The sequence below is a fragment of the Mycolicibacterium flavescens genome, from assembly GCF_001722335.1.
GTDB classification, from domain to species: Bacteria; Actinomycetota; Actinomycetes; order Mycobacteriales; family Mycobacteriaceae; genus Mycobacterium; species Mycobacterium flavescens.
In genome coordinates this window covers 458,494-473,390 of the sequence record NZ_MIHA01000001.1, presented here as the reverse complement: position 1 = coordinate 473,390, position 14,897 = coordinate 458,494, and the positions used below count along the sequence as shown (strand labels likewise).

Here is a 14,897-nt window from a genome sequence, read left to right as displayed (position 1 = left end):
AATCCGGTTATCCCGGGAGGGACGCCACAAGGCGGTCGACGACAGCAAAGGACGCGCATGGAGGTTCCGACCTGGGTCTGGGCGCTGACGATCGCCGGCATCGGCGCGCTGCTGCTCTTCGACTACATCTTCCACGTGCGCAAAGCGCATGTACCGACGCTCAAGGAGGCCGCGGTCTGGTCGGCGGCCTACGTCGGGTTCGCGTTGCTGTTCGGTGTCGGCGTGCTCTGGTTCGGGGGCGTCGACGCCGGCGGGGAGTACTTCGCCGGCTACATCACCGAGAAGGCGCTGTCGGTCGACAACCTGTTCGTCTTCCTGATCATCATCTCGAGCTTCCGGGTGCCGCGCGAGGACCAGCAGAAGGTCCTGCTGTTCGGCATCGTGTTCTCGTTGATCGCGCGGACCGGCTTCATCTTCCTGGGCGCCGCGCTGATCAACACGTTCGCGTGGGTCTTCTACGTCTTCGGGCTGATCCTGCTGCTCACCGCGGGCAACATGCTGGCACCGGACAAGGACGACGACTCCGGTACGGCCGACAACATCATCATCCGGCTGGCCAGAAAAGTCTTTCACACCACCGATTACTACGACGGCGACAAGCTGTTCACCGTCGTCGACGGCAAACGCGCGCTGACCCCGATGCTGCTGGTGATGGTGGCCATCGGCGGCACCGACATCCTGTTCGCGCTCGACTCCATCCCCGCGATCTTCGGCCTGACCCAGAACGTCTACATCGTGTTCACCGCGACCGCGTTCTCCCTGCTCGGCCTGCGGCAGCTGTATTTCCTCATCGACGGTCTGCTCGACCGGCTGATCTACCTGTCCTACGGTCTGGCGGCCATCCTGGGCTTCATCGGCGTGAAGCTGTTCTTGCACGCGCTGCACGAGAACAACGTCCCGTTCATCAACGACGGCGAACCCGTCAATGTCGTGGAGGTCAGCACCGGGCTGTCGCTGTCGGTGATCGTCGGCATCCTGATCGTCACCGTGGTGGCCTCGTTGGCGAGCCCGAAAGGCCGGGCGCAGAACGCGATCAGGAACGCCCGGCGGCACGCGGAGGCGTACCTGGATTCGGAGTACACCCGCGACCCGAAGGAGCGGGAACGGATCTTCGACCGACTGCTGCGGGAGCGCGATCAGATCCTTGCGCTCGGGCCGAAGTACCGCAGGATGGTTCGCGACGAGGCCGCGCTGATGGATCTTCTCGAGCGGGCCGCCAGCAGTCACGAGGCCGCGGTCGGCCGGGGAGAGGCCGCGCCCTCGGAGCGCAAACTGACCTGATGACGCGCCGAGCTCCCGGCGACATGGTTGCCGTTCTCGCCGGGAGCTCGCGCGGAGCCGGCCGATCGTCTCGGAATCGGGGGCGGGCCCATCTCAGGTATAACCGCTGATCTTGGGCCTGTACAGGGTTCAGCCAAAAATTGACGCAAACGTAATAGTCGGATGGCTCGGCCCTGTGGGGCGACGCCCCCGGCCGGTCGCTACGCTGCCCGACGACGCTGGGCGCACCGCCCCGCGGTGCAGAGCAGACGCGACGGTCAGGGGGCCGACATTGGGTGTGTACGTGGTCACCGGGTCCGCGTCCGGGATGGGGCGGCAGGCCGCCGACAAGCTCCGGGCGGTCGGCCACACCGTGATCGGGGTCGACGTCAAAGAAGGTGACGTCGTGGCCGACCTGTCCGGTGTCGCCGGCCGCAGGCAGGCCGCCGACGCCGTGCTGGCCGCGGCCGAAGGGCGACTCGACGGGGCGGTGCTGGCCGCGGGGATCGGGCCGACCCCCGGCGCGGAGGGGGCGCGGCGCATCTTCGAGATCAACTACGGCGGCGTCGTCGACCTGCTGCAGGCCTTCCGGCCGGCGCTCGCCGCGTCGGGCAACGCCAAAGTCGTTGTGATCGGCAGCAACTCGACGACAACCACGCCGTCGGTGCCGCGGCGGGCCGTACGCGCGCTGCTCGACGGGGACGTCGACAAGGCGGTGCGCACGGTGCGGCTTCGCGGGCCGCTCTCTGCTGCCCTCGGATACGCCGCCTCGAAAATCGCGGTCTCGCAGTGGGTGCGCCGCAACGCCGTCACCGCGCAATGGGCCGGCGAGGGCATCCGGCTCAACGTGCTCGCCCCCGGCGCGATCATGACACCGCTGCTCGAGCAGCAACTCGCGTCGCCGCGCGAATCCAAGGCCGTCAACGCCTTCCCCGTGCCGATCGGTGGTTTCGGTGACCCCGGCCAACTCGCCGACTGGATGCTGTTCATGCTGTCGGATTCCGCTGACTTTCTCTGCGGCAGCGTGATCTTCGTCGACGGGGGATCGGATGCGTACTTCCGCGCGAAAGACTGGCCGGCTGCCGTCCCGGTGCGTCGGCTGCCCCCGTACCTGTGGCGGTTCGCGCGGTTCGGCCGAGGGTAGGCGTTTTCAGAACTTGGCGACCGCCCCGGCGTCGACGGGCAGCGCCGCCCCGGTGATGTACTGGGACTCGTCGGAGGCCAGGAACAGCACGGCGTTGCTGACCGCGCGCGCTTCGATCACCGGCTCGGGCAGCAGGTGGAAGTGCCCGATGACCTGTACCGCGTCGTCCATCGTCGGCTCCGGGAGGTCCGGGCGCACGGTGCGACGGAAGTGGTCGTTGTCGATCATCGGCGTCAGGATGTTGCCCGGGTGAATCGTGTTGACCCGGATCCACTGCGGGGCAAGCTCATTGGCCAACGAATGCATCAGGCCTACGACCGCGTGTTTGGCCGAGGCGTAGTGGGCCATGTAGCCGCCGCCGCGCAGCCCGAGCATCGAGCTGATCAGGATGATCGACCCGCCGCGGTTGGTCATGTGCGGCAGCGCCGCTTTGACGGTGTGCCAGACGCCGGTCACGTTGACGTCGAACATCGTCTGCCACGCCGACGGTTCGATCTTCGCGGCCGGAGCGGGGCTGGCGCTGATCCCGGCGTTGGCGACGACGATGTCGATCGGCCCGATCTCGGCGACGCCGGTCTCGAGCGCTGCGCGCAACCCGTCGAGATCGCGCACGTCGGTGGTGGCGGTGAACGCCCGTCGTCCCGACTTCTCGACCAGCGCGGCGGTGTCGGCCAGATCGGACTCCGACGGGCCCGGATAACCCGCGGTGTCGATGTCCTCGCACACGTCGACGGCGATGATGTCGGCGCCCTCCTCGGCCAACCGGACCGCGTGTTCACGGCCCTGACCGCGCGCCGCGCCGGTGATGAACGCGACCTTGCCGGCGACCCTGCCTGTCGTGCTGCCCGCCATGACGACCTCCCGTGTTGACCAGTCACACACGGTAGCGTCGAACGGCGCCCCGGATGGGGACTTCAGACCCTCGTCGGCGAGGCAGGCGCCGGGTGAAACTGGCGGCAGACCGCGGTCAGTGCGTCGATCGGAGGAGTTCAGATGCCCGCCAGCACAACGCCTCACGGCATCGTGGCGGCCGTCGACGGCTCGCCGGCGGCAAGGGTGGCCGCCGACTGGGCCGCGCGCGAAGCCGCGTTGCGGCAGGTGCCGCTGTCGATCGTGCATATCGCTGCGGTGTCTTCCGCGCACGAGCCGCACGGTGTTCTCGACGACGCGGTAGCGGTCGCCGAGCGTGCCGTCGGCGGCGCCTCGGTCGGGATATCGACCGAACAGCGCGACGCCCCGGTGGTCGAGTCGCTGGTCGATCGGTCCGCGACAGCCGACATGATCGTCGTCGGCCGCCGTGGGCTCGGCCGGGTGGGGCGGCGGTTGCTGGGGTCGGTGAGTTCGGCGCTCGTCCGCCAGGCGCGATGCCCGGTCGCGGTCATCCATGACGAGGACCCGCTGATGGACCGGCCCGCAACCGCGCCGGTGGTGGTGGGTGTCGACGGCTCGGCGGTGTCCGAGGCCGCCACCGGGATCGCCTTCGACGAGGCGGACCGGCGCGGGGTCGACCTGGTCGCCGTGCACGCGTGGAGCGACTTCTCGGCCGACGAACTGCACGAAGGAAGCTGGCCCGACCTGCAGCGGCAGGCAATGCAGCTGCTGGTCGAACGTCTCGCGCCGTGGGCTGAGCGCCATCCCTCGCTCACCGTGCGGCGGGTGGTGGTGATGGACCGTCCGGCCCGCGAACTGCTCAGGCAGTCCGAGTCCGCCCAGCTGACCGTCGTCGGCAGCCACGGTCGGGGCGGCTTGGCCGGGATGCTTCTGGGGTCGGTGAGCGCGGCGGTCGTCGAGTCCGCCCGCATGCCGGTGCTGGTGGTCCGGTCACGCTGAGCCTGAGCCGTGTCCGGGCCATATCGGGGCCATATGGTCTGGCGGTGAGGGACTTCCGTCACTTCCCGACGTTCGGGCAGCGCAATAGCGTCGGGTGTATGACCACGAGAACCGATCCCGTCACCATCCTGCCGGCCAGTGAATGCTGGGACCTGCTCGCGGGCGTCGCGCTGGGCCGGCTGGTCACCAGCGTCGACGGCCATCCCGAGATCTTCCCGGTGAACTTCGCGGTGCAGAACCGGACGGTGCTGTTCCGTACCGCCGAGGGCACCAAGTTGGTCAGCGCGATGATCAACAACGACGTGCTGTTCGAAGCCGACGACCACAACGTGGCCGAGGGGTGGAGCGTGATCGTCAAGGGCCGCGCGGGCACACTGCGCACCGACGACGAGATCGCCGAAGCGGAACGCGCGCAACTGCTTCCGTGGACCGGAACCGTCAAACAGCATTACGTGCGGATCAAACCGGTCAGTGTGACGGGCAGGCGCTTCGCGTTCGGCGGCGCCTGAGCCGAACGCGCGGCCTGCAAACCCCGCGCCGTCGAACCTATTCCCGGTCGCGGGACACTCGCGGTTACTCCATGGATTACTCTGCTTTGCGACGCGATCGTCACTGCGAATGGTGACACTCGTCGGAGCGAAGGGACGTCGACAGTGGCCGGTCATCGGTGACAGCGACGAAGCTGGTCATCGGCGCCAGCGGCTTCCTGGGTTCGCACGTCACCAAGCAGCTGGTCGCCGACGGCGAACGGGTGCGGGTACTGATCCGCCCCACCAGCTCGACCCGCGGCATCGAGGGGCTCGACGTCGACATCCGGCGCGGGGACATCTTCGACGCCGACAGCGTGCGCGCGGCGATGCGCGGCTGCGACGTCGTGTACTACTGCGTGGTCGACGCCCGCCCGTGGTTGCTGGACCCGGCGCCGATGTGGCGCACCAACGTCGACGGTCTGCGGGCGGTGCTGGACGTGGCCGCACCCGCAAACCTGCAACGCTTCGTGTTCACCAGTTCCATCGCCACGATCGGACGCTCCACCGACGGGCCTGCCGACGAGACCACCGAACACAACTGGCTCGACGTCGGCGGCGAATACGTCCGAAGCCGCGTGGCCGCTGAGCGGATGGTCCAGCGCTACAGCGCCGAGAAAGACCTGCCTGCCGTCGCGATGTGCGTGGCCAACACCTACGGCCCCGGTGACTGGCTGCCGACCCCGCACGGGCGGATGCTGTCCGCGGCCGTCAGCGGCAGGATGCCGTTCTACATCGACGGTTACGAGTCGGAGACCGTCGGCATCGAGGACGCCGCCCGTGCGCTGATCCTGGCCGGCCGGCACGGCAGGGCCGGCGAGCGCTACATCGTCTCCGAGCGCTGGATGAGCGCCCGGGAGATCTTCGAGATCGGCTGTAACGCAGTCGGTGTCACACCGCCGCAGCGACGTGTCCCGATCGCCCTGATGGCCGCCGCGAGTTACCCCAGCAGCTGGGTGGCCCGACTCCGCCGGCGCGACAGCATGCTGACACCGCTGAACGTCCGCCTGATGCACATCATGTCGCCGATGGACCACTCCAAGGCGGTCCACGATCTGGGTTGGCAGCCGGCGCCGACCCCCGAGGCGATCGTCGCCGCCGCCCACTTCTTCCGGACCTCGCGCCGCAACCGTACGGAGCCCCGATGACCCTCGCGCTCACCCCCGAACAACGCGAAATCAGCGACGCGGTCGCCCAGTTCGCGGCACGGCGCGCCCCGCTGAGCGCCACCCGCGAATCGTTCGACACCCTCGCGCAGGGAACGCTGCCGCGGTGGTGGGACGAGTTCGTCGGCACCGGTTTCCACGCCGTGCACCTGCCGGAGCGATGCGGCGGCCAGGGCGGCGACCTGCTCGACGCCGCGTGTGTACTCGAGGCGGCGGGCACGGCGGCGCTACCCGGTCCGCTGCTACCCACGGTCTGCGCGGGCGCGGTCACGCTGCTCGCCGACAAAGCCGGCCCTGCCGAGTCGGTGCTGACGCGTCTCGCGCAGGGGGCGGCGGCCGCGGTGCTGCTCCCGGAGCACTCGGGTATCACGGCGCGGCGCGGCCGAGACGGCTGGACCCTCTCCGGGACATCGGACCTGGCCGCCGGAATCTGCTCGGCCGCAATGGTATTGCTCGGAGCTGCCACCGATGACGGGAAAACCGTGTGGCTGGCTGTGGACACCACCCATCCGGCGGCCACCGTCGACGCCGTGCCGGGCACCGACCTGCTGACCGACCTGGGCCGGCTCCGCCTGCGTGATTACCCCGTCCGAACCGACGACGTGCTCGACGGTATCGCCGCCGAACGCGCCGGACACATCACCACCGCGCTGACCGCGGCCGTGGCCGCCGGGATCATGGGCTGGTGCGTGGAAGCGGCCACCGCACATCTGCGCACCCGAGAGCAGTTCGGCAGGCTGATCGGCACCTTCCAGGCACTGCAGCACAACGCCGCGATGCTGCTGGTCAACAGCGAACTGGCCGGCGCCGCCACCTGGGACGCGGTGCGCGCGGCAGGCGGCCCGATCGAACAGCACACGATCGCCGCGGCCGGAGCCGCACTGATGGCCGTCGCGCCGTGTCCGGACCTGGTGCTCGACACGCTGACCATGTTCGGCGCCATCGGCTTCACCTGGGAGCACGACCTGCATCTGTACTGGCGGCGGGCCACCAGCCTGGCCGCGTCGATCGGCGCCAGGACCGGGTGGGCCCGACGGCTCGGCGAGACCGCCACCACCCACGCGCGCGACTTCTCCGTCGACCTCGGCGACGCCGAGGCGCAGTTCCGGGCGCACGTGGCCCGGACCCTCGACGAGGCGGCCGCACTGCGCAACGACGGTCACGGCCGACAAGGTGACTACGAGCATTTCGCCACCGGGCCCCAACGCACGGCGATCGCCGAAGCGGGTCTGATCGCGCCGCACTGGCCGCCGCCGTGGGGCCTCGACGCCAGCCCGCTGCGGCAGCTGATCATCGACGAGGAGTTCACCAAACGGCCGTCGCTGGTGCGGCCGTCGCTGGGGATCGCCGAGTGGATTCTGCCCTCACTGATCCGGGCGGGCTCCGAAGAGCTTGCCCAGCAGCTGATTCCGCCGACACAGCGCGGTGAACTCGCCTGGTGCCAGTTGTTCAGCGAACCGGGTGCGGGCTCGGACCTGGCCGCGCTCACCACCAGGGCGACCAGAGTCGACGGCGGATGGCGGATCAACGGGCACAAAATCTGGACGTCCTCGGCGCACCGGGCCGACTACGGTGCACTTCTGGCGCGCACCGATCCGGATGCGCCCAGACACCGCGGCATCGGGTACTTCATCGTCGACATGCGCTCGGCCGGCATCGAAGTCCAACCGATCAAACAGGCCAGCGGCGAGGAGGAGTTCAACGAGGTCTTCCTGACCGACGTGTTCGTGCCCGACGCGATGCTGCTCGGCGAGCCGACCGGGGGGTGGGCGCTGGCCATCGCGACGATGGCCGAAGAGCGTTCCGCGATCAGCGGTTACGTGCAGTTCGACCGCGCGGCGCCGCTGCGGACGCTGGACCGGGCGCCCGACAGCGATGTGCTGCGCCAACTCGGCGAACTCGACGCGTACGCCAACGCGATCAAGGCGCTGGGGGTGCGCGAGACCATCCGGCTGCTCGACGGGCAGGCCTCCGGCCCGGCGTCCAGCATCGCCAAAGTCGCGATGAACGTGCTGCTGCGGCGCACGTTTCCGGCCACGCTTGAGTCAGCGGGCCGATCGGCGATGGCCGTCGACTCCGACGTCGTGCGGCCGTATCTGCGGGTGCCCGCCGAACTCATCGGCGGTGGCACCAAGGAGATTCAGCTCAACATCATCGCCCAGATGATCCTCGGGCTGCCGCGCAAGTAGGACAGGACTCGCAGGGGACTACGCGGTGACGCCGCCGTCGTCGGTTGGATCGGGCTGCCCGGCCCGCAGCGGTGCCAGCAGAGCCTGCAGCCCGTAGGTGAACACCGCGTCGTAGTCGGTCGGTGACTGCAGCGCCTCGACCAGCGCCCGGTCCGGCCAGTCGTCGGTCCACAGCGACGGGTCCTCCTCGTCGTGCTTGTCGCCGCGCACCGCGGCGAACTGCATGACCGCCGAGGAGATCACGTGCACCTCGACCGCGCGCAACACCAGCGCCGCGTCTGCGCCGGTCACGCCGAGTTCGGCCAGTTGGCCTGCCAGCGCGCGCTGAACCGGCAGGAACAGCTTCGGGGTGGTGTCGCGGGAGTGCGCGATGGCCAGCAGGTGCTGCCGCTGGATCAGCAGCCGCCGCTGTGCGTGCGCCAGTGAGGCGATGCGGTCGACCGCCGTGTCCCCGGTCATCGGCAGGTGCGCCATCTCGTCGAGCAGCCGGTCCACCAAGCCGTCGAACAGTTTGTCCCGTCCGCCGACATGCCAGTAGATCGACGTCACCGCGACGTTGAGCCGGTTGGCCAGCCCGCGCATGGTGAAGCGGTCCACGCCGTCGAGTTCGATCATGGCGGCGGCGGCGTCGAAGACGGCCTCGGCGGTGACCGCCGGTTCAGGCACCGGACTCGCCTCCGGTCATCCGCTCGGCCTCGGGCAGATCGAGATAGCGCTCGAGGTTGCGGTGCATGTTGATCACCCGGCGCTCCTCGTTCGACAGCGTCAGGTGGGTGAAACCCGGCTGGTGCAGGCCGCGCTGAAGGCCGGGCAGCACCGAGATGTCCTGGGTGAGGACCAGCCCGGGGTGGGCCTCGTCCGCCGACATCCGCACGTCGACCGGTTTGGTGCGCGGCGACCCCGGCGGTATCCGCGACCACAGCAGCATCACCAGCTCGCCGTGATCCGGATCCGGACCCGGGTGCGACGTCATCACCGTCAGATGATCGGCGTTGGCCAACAAGGTCATGTTCGGGAACACGTTGTACTGGTGCAGCCGCATCACCTGATCGGTGGTGGCCCAGCCCAGGTCGACCCCGCGCGACGCGGCGAACGTCCGTGTGCGCGCGGCGATCACGTCGGCGACCGACGCGCCGGGCTCGCGGTCATCCGGTAGCGGCGTGCCCTCCTCGACGCCCATCAGCGCGCCCTGGGTGCTGACGTAGGCGTCCCACACCTCGGCGTCGCTGAGCTGTTCCTTCAGCTGCGGGCTCGGCACGCCGTAGACCTGTTCGGACTTGCCGGTGTGGCCCCAGATCCGTTGCGGCGCGTACACGTCGTCCATGCACCGGTGCAGCTCGGGATGCAGGGTCTGGATGTGGTAGGTCTCGCTGTATCCGTCGGCGATGGTCTTCCAGTTCGCGTCGACGTCGATGGTCATCGTCGCGTAGCAGCGGAAGTCGCCGAGCCGGCACCAGGCCACGTCGCCGGGCATCTCCTCGAGGTAGTCCAGCAGCGGCATCGCGTCGCGGTCGAGGTTGACGAACACCAGCCGCTCCCAGGTGTCGACCGCGACCGCAACCAGCGGCAGATCGTGCAGCCGCAGTTCGCCGAACCCCTTGCGGTTCGGTACCCGGCGCAGCTGTCCGGCCAGGTCCCACGTCCAGCCGTGGTAGCCGCACCGCACCTCGCGCAGGCCGGAGCCGGCGCCCGAGCACAGCGAATTGCCGCGGTGCCGACACGCGTTCTGGAAGCCGCGCAGTACGCCGCCGTCACCGCGGACGATGAGTACCGAATAAGAGCCGCAGCGGTATTCGAAGAAGTCACCCGGCTCGGCGACATGGTCGACCGTGCACGCCACCTGCCACACCCGAGGCCACATCCGCTCGGTTTCGAGGCCGGCGAATTCGGCGGAGTAGTAGCGGTGGGCGGGTACCAGGGTGGGGCGCGCGGGCGGCACGCCGATGGCGTCCTCACGGCGGACATCCGGCGCTGTACGCGTCACGATCGGTCCTCCCAAAGTCGCCGCCACCGCCCTGTAACGGTGTTACAGTCCCGCCGAGGGTATCCGCTGACGCGTGCTTTCGGAGGCTAATCGTGTTCGATCTGAAGATCACCGGCGGAACGGTCGTCGACGGCACCGGCGCGGACCGGTTCACCGCCGACGTCGGCATCAAGGACGGTGCGATCGTCGAGGTCCGCCGGCGCGGTCCGGCCGACCCGCCGCTCGAGGGGGAGGCCGCCGAAACCATCGACGCGACAGGCAAGTTCGTCGCACCCGGGTTCGTCGACATCCACACCCACTACGACGGGCAGGTCAGCTGGGACAGCATGCTCGAACCGTCCAGCGGTCACGGCGTCACCACGGTCGTGACCGGCAACTGCGGCGTCGGGTTCGCGCCGGTGCGGCCGGGCCGCGAGGACTGGCTGATCGGGCTGATGGAAGGCGTCGAAGACATCCCCGGCACGGCGCTCACCGAGGGCATCTCGTGGGGATGGGAGAGCTACCCCGAGTACCTCGACGTCATCGGAGACCAGCACTTCGCCATCGACGTCGGAAGCCAGATCGCGCACGGCGCGGTGCGGGCCTACGCGATGGGCGAGCGCGGCGCCCGCAACGAGCCCGCCTCGTCCGAGGACATCGCCGCCATGGCCCGCATCGTGCAGGAGGCCGTCGAGGCTGGGGCGCTGGGCTTTTCGACCTCGCGCACGCTGGGGCACCGGGCCATCGACGGTGAGCCGGTGCCGGGCACGTTCGCCGCCGAAGAGGAACTGTTCGGCCTCGGCCGGGCGATGGCGGCCGGCGGGCGGGCGGTGTTCGAACTCGCGCCGCAGGGCGTCGCGGGTGAGGACATCATCGGGCCCAAGAAGGAACTGGAGTGGATGACGCGGCTGGGCCGCGAGATCGACCGCCCCATCTCATTCGGGATGATCCAGGTCGACGCCGCACCCGACCTGTGGCGCGAACAACTCGACATCTCGGCCGAGGCCCACGCGGCCGGAAGCCAGTTGTACCCGCAGATCGCCGCGCGCCCGTTCGGGATGCTGTTCGGATTCCCGGGCCACCACGCATTCACCCACCGCCCGACCTTCCGCCGGCTCAAGGCCGAATGCAGCCGCGACGAGCTGGCTGAGCGCCTTGCCGATCCCGCGGTCAAGGCCGCGATCCTGGCCGAGGGCGATCTGCCGCCAGACCCGAACCTGTTGTTCGACAACATGTTCGCGCTCGTCCAGTATTCGCTGGAACGCATCTACACGCTCGGCGAGCCGCCGGATTACGAGCCGACACCGGACCGCGCGGTCGCCACCATCGCCGCCGAGCGCGGCGAGGATCCGCTGGCGACGCTGTACGACCTGATGCTGGAGCGGGATGCGTCGGCGATGCTGATGCTGCCGTTCTTCAACTACTTCTACGGAAATCACGACGCGATCAGGGAGATGCTGCTGCACCCGGCGGGCGTCGTCGGGCTGTCGGACGGCGGCGCGCACTGCGGCATGATCTGCGACGCGTCCTATCCGACGTTCCTGCTCACCCACTGGGCGCGGGACCGGCACCGCGGCGACAAGCTCCCGTTGGAGTACGTGATCCGCAAACAGTCCCACGACACCGCGCAACTGTTCGGCCTGTCCGACCGCGGGGTGATCCAGGTGGGCAAGAAGGCCGACCTCAACGTCATCGACATGGACGCGTTGACCTTGCACGCCCCGCACATGGCCTACGACCTGCCCGCGGGCGGAAAACGGTTGGTGCAGGGCGCCTCCGGTTACGACGCAACGATCGTCACCGGCGTCGTGACCCGTCGCAACGGCACCGACACCGGGGCCCGCCCCGGCCGGCTGGTGCGCGGCGCGCGCTGACCGCGCGCCCCGGCTACTGACCCACACGGGAGACGGCCCCCTCGTTGCCGAGGGGGCCGTCTCGTCGTACCTACTTACTTGTCGTCGGAGCCACCGTCGGAGTCGCCGCCCCCGTTGGAGCCGCCGTCCGAGTCGCCGCCCCCGTTGGAGCCGCCACCGGTGTTCGAGCCGCTGCCCGCACCGGTGTCGCTGTCGTCGTCGCCGGCGTCGGTGTCGTCGTCGCCCTCGCCGGCGTCGGTGTCGTCATCGCCCTCGTCGGTCTCGGTGTCGTCGTCACCCTCGTCGGTCTCGTCGGTGTCGTCGTCACCTTCGTCGGTCTCGTCGGTGCCGGTGCCGGTCTCGCCGCCGGTGCCTCCGCCGCCGGCGTTCTCGCCTGCGCCGGAGCCTTCACCCTCACCGCCGGCGGCACCCCCGTCCGCACCGGTGCCTTCGCCTTCGCCGGCAGCAGCGCCCTCATCGGTGCCCTCGCCGGTGCCTTCGCCTTCGCCTTCGCCTTCGCTGACGATGCTGATCCCGACCGTGTCGGCGCCGAGGCTGAACTCAGCCGGTCCGCCCAACGTGCTCACTTCAGGAGCCGGGGGAGCCGGCGGCTTGATCGCGTTGGCGATCTGGTTCGGCAGCGTGACCGCCAGGTAGGTGAACAGACCACGGTCGAGCAGGCCCTGCCACTCCGCAGTGGAGACGGCCGGGGTGAATCCGTTGAACAGAGCGTTCACCGCGAGAACCGGCAGGTTCACCAGGTTGGTGACGGCGTCGAGCAGGTTGCCCGCCACGACCGCCTCGCGGACCGCGTCGAGCACCTCCGTGGTCTGGACGATCGAGCCCACGATCGGCTCGAAAATCGCCTTGGTGACCGCGAACTCGGAAATGACGTCGAGCAGGGCGGGCAGTTGCACCGCGCCGGGCAGGTTCGCCACGAACTGCGCGGGGATCGACAGGATCGGGATGAGCGGACGCATCCCACCGAGGTATTGGAGCACGAACCAGCCGTTGATCTTCGAGTACGCCTCGAAGAACTGACCCTGCCCGAGGTGGCCCAGCGAATCCTCCAGCACGCCCGGGAGCTGCGCGAACGCCGTCTGCATCGCGGTGGCCGTGCCCGAGAGGGCGGTCTCGATGACGGGACCGAAGTTGGTGTTGAAGTTCATGAACTCGTTGAGCAGAGGCCCGGGGTTCAGGACGTTCTGCACCAGGACGTTGGCGATTTCCTGGAAGATGTAGCCGGTACCCAAGGCGCTGACGAGGTTCGACGTCGCGCCGGTGGCGCCCGCCGTCAGCGTCGACAGGCTGTCGAAGGTGTCGGCGATCGACTGGCCCCACACCACGAACGGGTTGGTGGCCGCCGTCAACTGGACCGCCGCGGCCTGTGCCGCGCGCTCCGAGACGTCCTGGATGTTGGGCATGGGGGCTACCGGGCTGACCGCGAGAACACCAGCACTTGCCACCGCAACGCCAGCAACCATCAGCTTCGAGCTGCGGCGAGACGTAGGTGAGTAACTGGGCGAGGGGCCATAGACCGGCGGATCAGCCTGAACTGCTAGCTGCACGATTTCTCCTGTTGTGCCTGTGGTTTTGCCGAACGGCAGCTGAAGATTAGCTGAGCCTTACCTAAGACACAAGTGGTTTGTGTCACTAAGTAAGGGGACTTATGACCACCGGCCGCGCCGTATTCCAGGAGGTGAATTCGCAGCTGGATTGCGGTTCTTGACGAGTCATACACCGACGCGGATGAAATTTACCGGATAGTCATCGCTTGTCCAGAGCTACCCTCGTCGGCCGCCCGGATCGTCTTCACCACGGCCGACGGTCCACCGTTGCCCCCGGCCTGGCGTGGTATATGCCCGCTTCGCGCAGGGCGCGCGTGCCGTCAACCAGGGATGACCGCGAGTGGGGATTGACTGGCGCGACGGCCCCCGTGAGCAAAGGTGGATGCGAACAAACCGTGGTCGGTTCGCCTGTGGGTCTGGTGGCCTGATCGCTCGTGGGGAACGACTGCCACCCCGGCCGGACGCCGATTCGCTTACCGCACCGTTGATTTCGGCCCTGCTGCGCTCTCGCGTCGCTTCGGCGCCGTGGTCAATGTCGTCGATCTCGTCGTCTACATGAAACCCGTTGCGTCACAACAATAATCAGCGAGACAGGTGACCTCGGTGCGGCCGCGGGCTCGACGGTGAACAACTCCGCCGGGGCAGAAGGCTCGTCGTGATCCGACTCCTGGAAGCGGTTGAAATGCGATGATGGGCGCATGTCGAACCCGGCCGCCGCAGACAGCCCGGTGCCGGCTGCCTCCGACCGGGCGATCGCGGACCACAACGTCGGGACCTTCCGCTTCTGGTTCGTCGGACAACGGTGGGAATGGTCCGATGAGGTGGCCCGCATGCACGGCTACGAACCGGGTTCGGTGCAGCCGACGACCGAACTGCTGCTGTCGCACAAACATCCCGACGACCGGCAGCAGGTGCAGGATCTACTGGACCACGCTCTGCACGCCGGCGGGTCATTCTCCAGCCGGCACCGGTTCATCGACACCAACGGCAGAGTGCACACCGTCATCGTGCTGGGTGACCGCATGGTCGACGAGTCGGGCGCCGTCGCCGGCACCGAGGGGTTCTACATCGACCTGACCGACACCTTCGCCCAGACGCGGCGCCAGGCGCTGTCGGAGACCCTGCCTGAACTGTTCGAGGCGCGTGCGGCGATCGAACAGGCCAAGGGCGCGCTGATGCTCGTCTACCAGATCGACGCCGAGGCCGCGTTCGAGTTGCTCATGTGGCGGTCGCAGGAGACCAACACCAAACTGCGGGTGCTGGCCGCTCAGGTCGTCGCGGATCTCACCTCGGTCGACGCGCAGCGCGATGATCTGCGCCGCCAGTTCGACCATCTGTTGTTGACCGCGCACACCCGCATCACCGGCGGTGACGCCGACGCCCAGACCCGGTGAGCA

General features: G+C 68.8%; 12 protein-coding genes. 8 read left to right on the top strand and 4 right to left on the bottom strand.

Going from position 1 to position 14,897, the window contains the following annotated elements; translation table 11 throughout:
• Positions 1 to 57 precede the first annotated feature (57 nt).
• Together BHQ18_RS02295 and BHQ18_RS02290 are read left to right on the top strand one after the other, a co-directional pair.
• Positions 58 to 1,281: a TerC family protein gene (locus tag BHQ18_RS02295; RefSeq protein WP_069411924.1), complete on the top strand. Its 1,224-nt coding sequence runs from the start codon at positions 58 to 60 to the stop codon at positions 1,279 to 1,281.
• Between the two features lie 271 nt (positions 1,282 to 1,552).
• A complete protein-coding gene (locus BHQ18_RS02290) occupies positions 1,553 to 2,404 on the top strand; it encodes an SDR family oxidoreductase (protein ID WP_069411923.1) in 852 nt (283 codons plus the stop codon).
• 6 nt (positions 2,405 to 2,410) lie between these two features.
• Here BHQ18_RS02290 and BHQ18_RS02285 read toward each other — a convergent pair whose 3' ends face one another.
• A complete protein-coding gene (locus BHQ18_RS02285; protein WP_069411922.1) occupies positions 2,411 to 3,256 on the bottom strand; it encodes a mycofactocin-coupled SDR family oxidoreductase in 846 nt (281 codons plus the stop codon).
• A 141-nt stretch (positions 3,257 to 3,397) separates the two neighbouring features.
• On the opposite strand from BHQ18_RS02285, the gene BHQ18_RS02280 reads away from it, so the two are divergent.
• The 4 genes from BHQ18_RS02280 to BHQ18_RS02265 all read left to right on the top strand — a co-directional run bounded on the left by BHQ18_RS02280 (position 3,398) and on the right by BHQ18_RS02265 (position 8,116).
• Positions 3,398 to 4,234, top strand: a complete 837-nt coding sequence (locus tag BHQ18_RS02280; protein WP_069411921.1) for a universal stress protein — start codon at positions 3,398 to 3,400, stop codon at positions 4,232 to 4,234.
• A 98-nt stretch (positions 4,235 to 4,332) separates the two neighbouring features.
• Positions 4,333 to 4,743, top strand: a complete 411-nt coding sequence (locus BHQ18_RS02275; protein ID WP_069411920.1) for a pyridoxamine 5'-phosphate oxidase family protein — start codon at positions 4,333 to 4,335, stop codon at positions 4,741 to 4,743.
• 158 nt (positions 4,744 to 4,901) lie between these two features.
• Positions 4,902 to 5,909, top strand: a complete 1,008-nt coding sequence (locus BHQ18_RS02270; RefSeq protein ID WP_069411919.1) for an NAD-dependent epimerase/dehydratase family protein — start codon at positions 4,902 to 4,904, stop codon at positions 5,907 to 5,909.
• Positions 5,906 to 8,116, top strand: a complete 2,211-nt coding sequence (locus BHQ18_RS02265; protein WP_069411918.1) for an acyl-CoA dehydrogenase family protein — start codon at positions 5,906 to 5,908, stop codon at positions 8,114 to 8,116. The genes BHQ18_RS02270 and BHQ18_RS02265 overlap by 4 nt, the downstream gene beginning before the upstream one ends.
• Before the next feature lie 18 nt (positions 8,117 to 8,134).
• Here the strand turns inward: BHQ18_RS02265 and BHQ18_RS02260 are convergent, their stop codons facing one another.
• Positions 8,135 to 8,782 carry a TetR/AcrR family transcriptional regulator gene (locus BHQ18_RS02260; RefSeq protein WP_069411917.1) on the bottom strand — a complete coding sequence of 216 codons (648 nt, stop codon included), beginning with the start codon at positions 8,780 to 8,782 and terminating at the stop codon, positions 8,135 to 8,137.
• Positions 8,775 to 10,127 (bottom strand): aromatic ring-hydroxylating oxygenase subunit alpha, encoded by a 1,353-nt coding sequence (locus BHQ18_RS02255; protein WP_372516619.1) that lies wholly within the window; start codon positions 10,125 to 10,127, stop codon positions 8,775 to 8,777. Before BHQ18_RS02255 ends, BHQ18_RS02260 begins: the two co-directional genes overlap by 8 nt.
• Before the next feature lie 65 nt (positions 10,128 to 10,192).
• Here BHQ18_RS02255 and BHQ18_RS02250 point away from each other — a divergent pair, with 65 nt between their 5' ends.
• Positions 10,193 to 11,953: an N-acyl-D-amino-acid deacylase family protein gene (locus BHQ18_RS02250; protein ID WP_069411915.1), complete on the top strand. Its 1,761-nt coding sequence runs from the start codon at positions 10,193 to 10,195 to the stop codon at positions 11,951 to 11,953.
• 74 nt (positions 11,954 to 12,027) lie between these two features.
• On the opposite strand, the gene BHQ18_RS02245 is transcribed toward BHQ18_RS02250, so the two are convergent.
• Positions 12,028 to 13,356 carry a hypothetical protein gene (locus BHQ18_RS02245; RefSeq protein ID WP_069411914.1) on the bottom strand — a complete coding sequence of 443 codons (1,329 nt, stop codon included), beginning with the start codon at positions 13,354 to 13,356 and terminating at the stop codon, positions 12,028 to 12,030.
• A gap of 842 nt (positions 13,357 to 14,198) precedes the next feature.
• Here BHQ18_RS02245 and BHQ18_RS02240 point away from each other — a divergent pair.
• Positions 14,199 to 14,894, top strand: a complete 696-nt coding sequence (locus BHQ18_RS02240) for a PAS and ANTAR domain-containing protein (protein ID WP_069411913.1) — start codon at positions 14,199 to 14,201, stop codon at positions 14,892 to 14,894.
• Positions 14,895 to 14,897: the final 3 nt, after the last annotated feature.